Source organism: Methylophaga sp. UBA3603, from assembly GCF_002375335.1.
In the GTDB taxonomy this organism is placed as follows: domain Bacteria; phylum Pseudomonadota; class Gammaproteobacteria; order Nitrosococcales; family Methylophagaceae; genus Methylophaga.
This window is the reverse complement of record NZ_DFMC01000007.1, coordinates 156,164-162,474: the sequence shown is the minus strand read 5'-3', so window position 1 is coordinate 162,474 and position 6,311 is coordinate 156,164. Positions and strand designations below refer to the sequence as shown.

Genomic DNA, 6,311 nt, shown 5'->3' with positions numbered 1-6,311 from the left:
CCAAGTTTGGAAAATGATTCAGATGGTCTGGGCGCAGTTGGTGCATATCGTGCACTGTCTAGCTGGACTAACCTGGGTGGTGTTCTGAGCGTGTTTAGCTTGTAAGACCAATTAAGTATTAAAAAATATACTTAAGTTAAACCTTAAAACCCGGTATCTTTTAAAGATGCCGGGTTTTTTTTTGAACAAAAACGGCATAGGAAATGTCTTACAAATTCCCATAAGTAATAAGGAAGAGAGAATGATAAAACTACAAAAATGGGCAATCCTGGCGTCAGCTCTAATGGGTGCCTCGTTTGCAGTTAATGCTGAAGATTTAAAGCCAATTCAGGGACAAGAAGTATTAAGGGTCTGCGCGGATCCTAACAATATGCCCTATTCCAATAAAAACAAGGAAGGTTTCGATAATAAAATTGCTGCACTATTAGGTGAAAAATTAGGTATTCCGGTTGAATATTACTGGTTCCCACAACGCATTGGTTTTTCACGTAACACGATTAAAAAAGAACATCCCGAACGTGGTGGCTATATGTGTGACCTCGCCATGAGCGTTCCCGAACACACTGATTTCCTATTACCTACCAAACCGTATTTCAGCTCTATTGAAGCGATTGCTTATCGGAGTGGCGAAGGTTATGAAATTACTAAGCTGTCAGATTTAAAAGCTGTAAATGAAAAACATGGCCCCTTAAAAATTGGTTTGTTTGATCGCGCCATTTCTACCAAAGCTTTAATTGATATGGGCTTGGGGGAGAATATTGTTTATTACCAATTGATGAGCGGTGATGTAAATGAAAGCCCAGGTAGAGCGATAGAGGATTTAGCGGCTGGTAAAATTGATGTTATCCCGATGTGGGGACCAATAGCCGGTTACTATGCCAAGGTATCGGATGTGCCTATTACGGTAAATCCATTAAATGAACTGGGTCAGTTGCATGTATTCAGCTTCAGTATGGCAACTCGTTATTCGAATAGAGATTGGAATAAATTGCTGAATAAATTTATCGATCAGAATAAAGATGAGATTGATGCCATTATTGCTGAATACAATTTACCATCTTTGGAAAACGTTAGTCCGACCCCCGCGAAAAGACCGCGTAAGGATGATGACGATTAATACACTGTTTGAATAAATCATTAGCTGAAAAATAGAGGCTACAAAACAGTAGCCTCTATTATTTTTTTCAGATCATCATTAATCCGGGCGGCAAAACTTGCCTGATCTCTATCCGACACGTTTTCATCCATTAATCTGGTGCCAATAATCACCCCACTGTTGCTTTCCCTAACAGTAATGATGCAGGGCATATCATTGATAAGTTGTTCATTAATCAACATCATTTCTTTTGCGTGGGTAATATTACAAAAGCTAATGACAGTAGATAACGGGAAGTTTTTATCGCCACGTTCACGGATCGCAGAACCAATTTCGCTTTTATGAATTATCCTGTAGTTATACTCGGAGATGGCTATGTCCAGATTTACCAGTGTGTCTTGATAATTATATGGACTGTTTTTTTCAAGTATTCGATTAGTGTTTGCCGATTGGCATGCGATAATAAGTAATACGCATGAAATCACAATTGCGGGAATCTTTAGGCGTTCAAGTAGAGTCATAAGCAAATAAAAATAATAAATTGAAATATAAGAATTTAAGCATAACACCTATAAAAATTCATGAGGTAACAAACAGTGAAGACAAACCAATACATCGTTTTTTTGTTCGGATTAATATTGCTGATAAGTGGCAAAGCGTTTGCAGCGCCAGGCATGTCAGAAATCAATAATGAGTTATTTGATAAAGCGCATTTAAAAAATATTGATCAGCCAGGGGTGCTGAAATATAAATTTTCTAAAAACAGTTTTGTTGATGGGGACCGCACTGACACGATTGAAATGATGGTCAATAATATTCGTAATACTGGTCGTGCAGATACCTATTTTGAGTTTTTTACCGGCGAGAATAAACGCCCCTACGAACCACGCCTGGACCAACGGGGTAATAGTGTCTTTGTTTTGTTTCTGGAATATGACATTCATGAAATGAATCGGTTGACAGGGGGGGAGTGGCGTTATTTTCAACGGCTGCTTCGTTGGTCTTTTGCTGAAGGGGCTGACAAGAAGCAAATTGAAGTGGACTACAAAGGCAAGAAAGTAAAAGCATGGCAATACATCGTGCAGCCGTATATCAAAGATCCCAAGAATGATCGTTATAAATTGTATTCTTCCAAATATTATATTTTTACTATGTCGGAAGAAATTCCTGGTGAGATTTATCAATTAAAAACTGTTGTGCCAGACGGTAAAAACTGGAAAGAAGGTGACCCAGTCCTGGTTGAGGAAAAAGTCACATTTACCGGTTTTGAACCCCAGTAAAGGATAGGTAACAATTTATGAAACGGGCCTTCGTGCCCGTTTTTTTAATGAAAAGACTTTTAAAAAAACTCCAATCCATTCAAGGTGCCTTAAGGTTCCATGAGCTCAGCTTTGTGGTGTTAATTATCATGACAGCCTTAATGAGCTTTAACTGGGCACTTGTCTGGCAGAAAAGTTCAGAAGAGTCGCTGCGTTTAAGTTCAATCAATACTCATGTACAACATTTACGTGGCGATCTTTATCGTCAGCTAAAAGAAGTCTTTGATGTTGTTTTTCTAAATGATGAGCTTGCAGTAGAACAATATTACCAATTTGTTGATCAGATTAATTCTTATCTAACTCGGTTAAAAGCGCTTTCAAGCTCGCCAGACGAAGCGCTTTTGATCGTCAGAATTGAATATGCCTATAACAAGTTTTATCAGGAAACCCGACGTTTCCTGAATAACGATAAACTGAGCAATGATGACAAACTCTGGTTAGATGAACAGCTTGAACAGCAAACCTTTCAGCAACTTGAAATGGTTTTCAGCGATATCGAGCACTATCTTCAACAGCAACAGCAGCAGTTAACTGACTCTGATGAACGGATGTTTGGCAAAATGCTGCTCAGCGAAGCCTTGCCAATTATGTTGGCATTAGTTCTACTCATTATCTCCAAATGGTTTGTCCGTCGAAATATGCTGGCGCCACTACGTAATGTTACCCAAGGTGCCAAAATAATCAGTACCGGCGATTTTCATCATCATATTCCGTTAACAGGTGTCGACGAACTGCAAAGACTTTCGCAGGCTATTAACAGCATGGCTGACGAATTGGCCAGTAATCGTGACAAATTGATAGAAACCAAAAAACAAGCCGCATTAGGCGAACTAGTGCCTTTGGTCGCTCATAATATACGCAATCCTCTTGCAGGGATCCGTGCGGCCGCACAAGTCTCTATCGAAGAAGCGAATGAAGAAGGTCGAGTCGTGCTGAAAGACATTATCATTGCGGTAGATCGACTGGAAAACTGGGTCACCTCGCTACTGATGTACCTGCACCCGTTAAAACCCAATCTTGTTGAGGCGACACTCACCGAACTCACCGATAATGCTTTATCCCTGACAGCCCTGCAACTCAATGATAAAGACATCCATGTAAATCGTCATGGCTGGCAGCAAGAGGCCAGACTGATTAATATAGATAATAATCTGATGGAGCAGGCTATTTTCAATTTGATTCAAAATGCAATTGAAGTGTCACCCATTAATTCAACCATTCATATTCATTATTGGGAAAAACCTCAGCTAATTGGATTGCAGATTGAAGATCAAGGACCGGGTTTTAGCGAAACGCCTCAGGCAGAGACCAGCCAAATGCATAAAAAGCTGAATTGCGGACTGGGTATTCCTTTTGCTCAGAAAGTGGTTAAACAGCATCAGGGCGATTTGATTTTTGAAAATATTCCGGAGGGTGGAGCGCGAGTTTCACTGACCTTGCACCTGGATAAAACGCTGACTCGTCAATAGGATGTTACATGCTTAATTTTGTATTAATTGAGGACGAAAGCCTGTTTGCCAAATCGGTTAAACGACGGCTGGAACGGGAAGGTCATCAAGCCAAAATTGCCGATAACATCAGTGATGGAAAAAAACTGTTACGTCAGGAATCAATCGATGTATTGCTATTGGATGTCAGGTTACCTGATGGCAATGGCCTGGATTTACTGGCTGAAATTCGTGTGTCAGGACATCCACTGCAGAACTTGCCTGTGGTCATGATGACAGCTTATGGCGAGCTGGAAGACGCGGTTAATGCAATGAAATTCGGCGCCTCAGATTATCTCAAAAAGCCTGTGGATTTGGATGAACTGATGATGACGATTGAGAAGGTGGTGCACAATCACGCTATCAGTCTTCAGTTACATTATTCTGAACAGCGTGAACAAAAGACTCACAAACCAATTAATTTGATTGGTACTAGTCAGGAAATCCTGGCTATTCGGCAGCAGGCAAAACAGCTCTCTGAGCTCATGGATAAAAATAAGGATACTACCCCTGTCGTATTAATTACCGGAGAAACAGGCAGTGGCAAAGGCGTTCTAGCCAGGTATTTTCATCAAATAAGTCAGCGGCATAATCGGCCTTTTGTCCATGTCGATTGTGCTGCATTACCGGAAGCTTCAATCGAAGCTGAGTTATTCGGTCAGTCACCCAGCACCCTTGAAACCAACTCTCCTGCTCGTCCCGGTTTGATTGAAGTCGCTGAGGATGGAGCGTTATTACTGGATGAAATTGCAGAATTATCGTTATCAACTCAAACCAAACTGCTGAATGTCATAGAGCGTAGACAGCTTCGCAGACTGGGATCCAGCAAAGAAATTTCGGTGAATTCCCATATTATTGCTACGACCAATCGCGACCTTCATCAATTAGTGATTTCGGGCGAGTTTCGAGCTGATTTGTATTTTCGGTTAAATGTTGTAGAGATTAAGCTGCCACCGCTACGGTTACGCCAACAGGATATAGCGGAACTTGCACAGTTTTTTATCGAGCAATTTGCCAAACGTTATGGTGTCGAACAACCAAGACTCGCATATGATGCAATGCGTGAAATGCAACAATATGATTGGCCTGGTAATATCCGTGAACTGGAGAATGTTTTGGAGCGAGCCGTAATGCTCTGTAAACAGAGTGTCATCGAATCTGATGATTTGTCATTGAAAGCATTTGGCCGTGACAACCAAGACGAACAAGGGGGCTCCAAGTTCGAAAAAATGACACTTGATCAGGTGGAAAAATATTTACTGGAAACGGCTTTGAAACGAAGTTCAGGTAATGTTTCCAGAGCGGCGAGACAGCTTGGATTAACCCGTATGGCAATGCGTTATCGTATGGAGAAATACAAGCTTTAAACTATTTGACCAGTTTTAAGCTTGGCTTGCCATTAGTCGTTTTATTGGTTGGTTTACCTGGTTCTTTAGCTGTTGGCGGTGGAGGCGTGGGATGCTCTTCTTCTGGAAAGAACATACCTTCGTTATTTTCTTTTCCATAAATCGCCTGAATGGCAATAACCGGAATAAATAAATTCATCGCCTTGCCAGAAAATCTTGCTGAAAAACTTACCCAGTCATTGTCCATATTCAGGCCGTCGATAGCATCGGGCGCCAGATTAAGAACGATGCGCGAATCGCGAATATACTGTTCTGGAACCACAACCCCTTCATAATCCGTATTCACCAGCAAATAGGGTGTGCAATCGTTATCGAGCAACCATTGATAAATGGCTCTGATTAGATAAGGCTTTTGTGAAGACATGCTCATTAGCGCATTCCTCTCTCCGCTGTGCTCAGACTAGCCTGGAAGGTATCTCTATTAAATATTTTTTCTGCATAACGTTCAACCGCTTTGGCGGAGTCAGGTAATTTTATCCCCAAATGCGGTAATCGCCACAATAACGGAGCAACGTAACAATCAATTAATGAAAATTCGTCGCTCATGAGAAAGTCGTATTGTTCGAACAATGGTGCCAGAACGGTCAAATCCTCACGTAGCGTTTTTTTGGCCTTGGTTGCTGGTGATTTATCACGCCCGGATAATTGAGGCCACATGGAAAACCAGTCCGTTTCCAGACGATGCAACATCAGTCGCATCTGAGCTCTTGCACCTGGATCGTTAGGCATCAGGGAAGGATGAGGGAAACGCTCATCAAGATATTCCATAATGATTCGTGAATGAAATATCACGATATCCCGATCAAACAATGTCGGGCCCTGAGCGTATGGATTTGCTGAGGCCACCTCTTCTGGCCAGTGGCCATCAACAAGATCTACAATCTGACAATCAATTTGCTTTTCTTGAACAACGATACGGGTTTGGTGACTGAAGGGACATTGTACATCTGAGTACAATGTCATCAGTGGTTTACGATTACGTGTTGTCATTAGCTGTACTGCT

The 6,311-nt window shown here is 41.5% G+C and carries 7 protein-coding genes; 4 read left to right on the top strand and 3 right to left on the bottom strand.

The annotated features are described in order from the left end of the window. The first annotated feature begins 181 nt into the window (after positions 1-181). Entirely contained in the window at positions 182-1,117 is a 936-nt protein-coding gene (locus tag B4F66_RS04490; protein ID WP_292738231.1) for a quinoprotein dehydrogenase-associated putative ABC transporter substrate-binding protein, read from the top strand. A gap of 38 nt (positions 1,118-1,155) precedes the next feature. Here the strand turns inward: B4F66_RS04490 and B4F66_RS04485 are convergent, their stop codons facing one another. Next, positions 1,156-1,581, bottom strand: coding sequence for a DUF302 domain-containing protein (locus B4F66_RS04485; RefSeq protein ID WP_292411520.1), 426 nt, complete (start codon positions 1,579-1,581; stop codon positions 1,156-1,158). A gap of 111 nt (positions 1,582-1,692) precedes the next feature. On the opposite strand from B4F66_RS04485, the gene B4F66_RS04480 reads away from it, so the two are divergent. The 3 genes from B4F66_RS04480 to B4F66_RS04470 all read left to right on the top strand — a co-directional run bounded on the left by B4F66_RS04480 (position 1,693) and on the right by B4F66_RS04470 (position 5,269). Beyond that, positions 1,693-2,376, top strand: a complete 684-nt coding sequence (locus tag B4F66_RS04480) for a hypothetical protein (protein WP_292356053.1) — start codon at positions 1,693-1,695, stop codon at positions 2,374-2,376. 128 nt (positions 2,377-2,504) lie between these two features. Further along, positions 2,505-3,884: a sensor histidine kinase gene (locus B4F66_RS04475; RefSeq protein ID WP_292740791.1), complete on the top strand. Its 1,380-nt coding sequence runs from the start codon at positions 2,505-2,507 to the stop codon at positions 3,882-3,884. An 8-nt stretch (positions 3,885-3,892) separates the two neighbouring features. Then, entirely contained in the window at positions 3,893-5,269 is a 1,377-nt protein-coding gene (locus B4F66_RS04470; protein WP_292356057.1) for a sigma-54-dependent transcriptional regulator, read from the top strand. Position 5,270: 1 nt separating this feature from the next. On the opposite strand, the gene B4F66_RS04465 is transcribed toward B4F66_RS04470, so the two are convergent. Further along, complete coding sequence (locus tag B4F66_RS04465) at positions 5,271-5,678, bottom strand: ClpXP protease specificity-enhancing factor (RefSeq protein ID WP_292356059.1); 408 nt, start codon at positions 5,676-5,678, stop codon at positions 5,271-5,273. Then, positions 5,678-6,298, bottom strand: coding sequence for a glutathione S-transferase N-terminal domain-containing protein (locus B4F66_RS04460; protein WP_292356061.1), 621 nt, complete (start codon positions 6,296-6,298; stop codon positions 5,678-5,680). The genes B4F66_RS04465 and B4F66_RS04460 overlap by 1 nt, the downstream gene beginning before the upstream one ends. Between the last annotated feature and the right edge of the window lie 13 nt (positions 6,299-6,311).

What these genes read in the sequence shown, in the direction of transcription:
- B4F66_RS04475 (WP_292740791.1), top strand. Translation starts at nt 2,505, where the DNA reads ATGACAGCCTTAATGAGCTTTAACTGGGCACTTGTCTGGCAGAAAAGT.
- B4F66_RS04470 (WP_292356057.1), top strand. Translation starts at nt 3,893, where the DNA reads ATGCTTAATTTTGTATTAATTGAGGACGAAAGCCTGTTTGCCAAATCG.
- B4F66_RS04465 (WP_292356059.1), bottom strand. Translation starts at nt 5,678, where the DNA reads ATGAGCATGTCTTCACAAAAGCCTTATCTAATCAGAGCCATTTATCAA.
- B4F66_RS04460 (WP_292356061.1), bottom strand. Translation starts at nt 6,298, where the DNA reads ATGACAACACGTAATCGTAAACCACTGATGACATTGTACTCAGATGTA.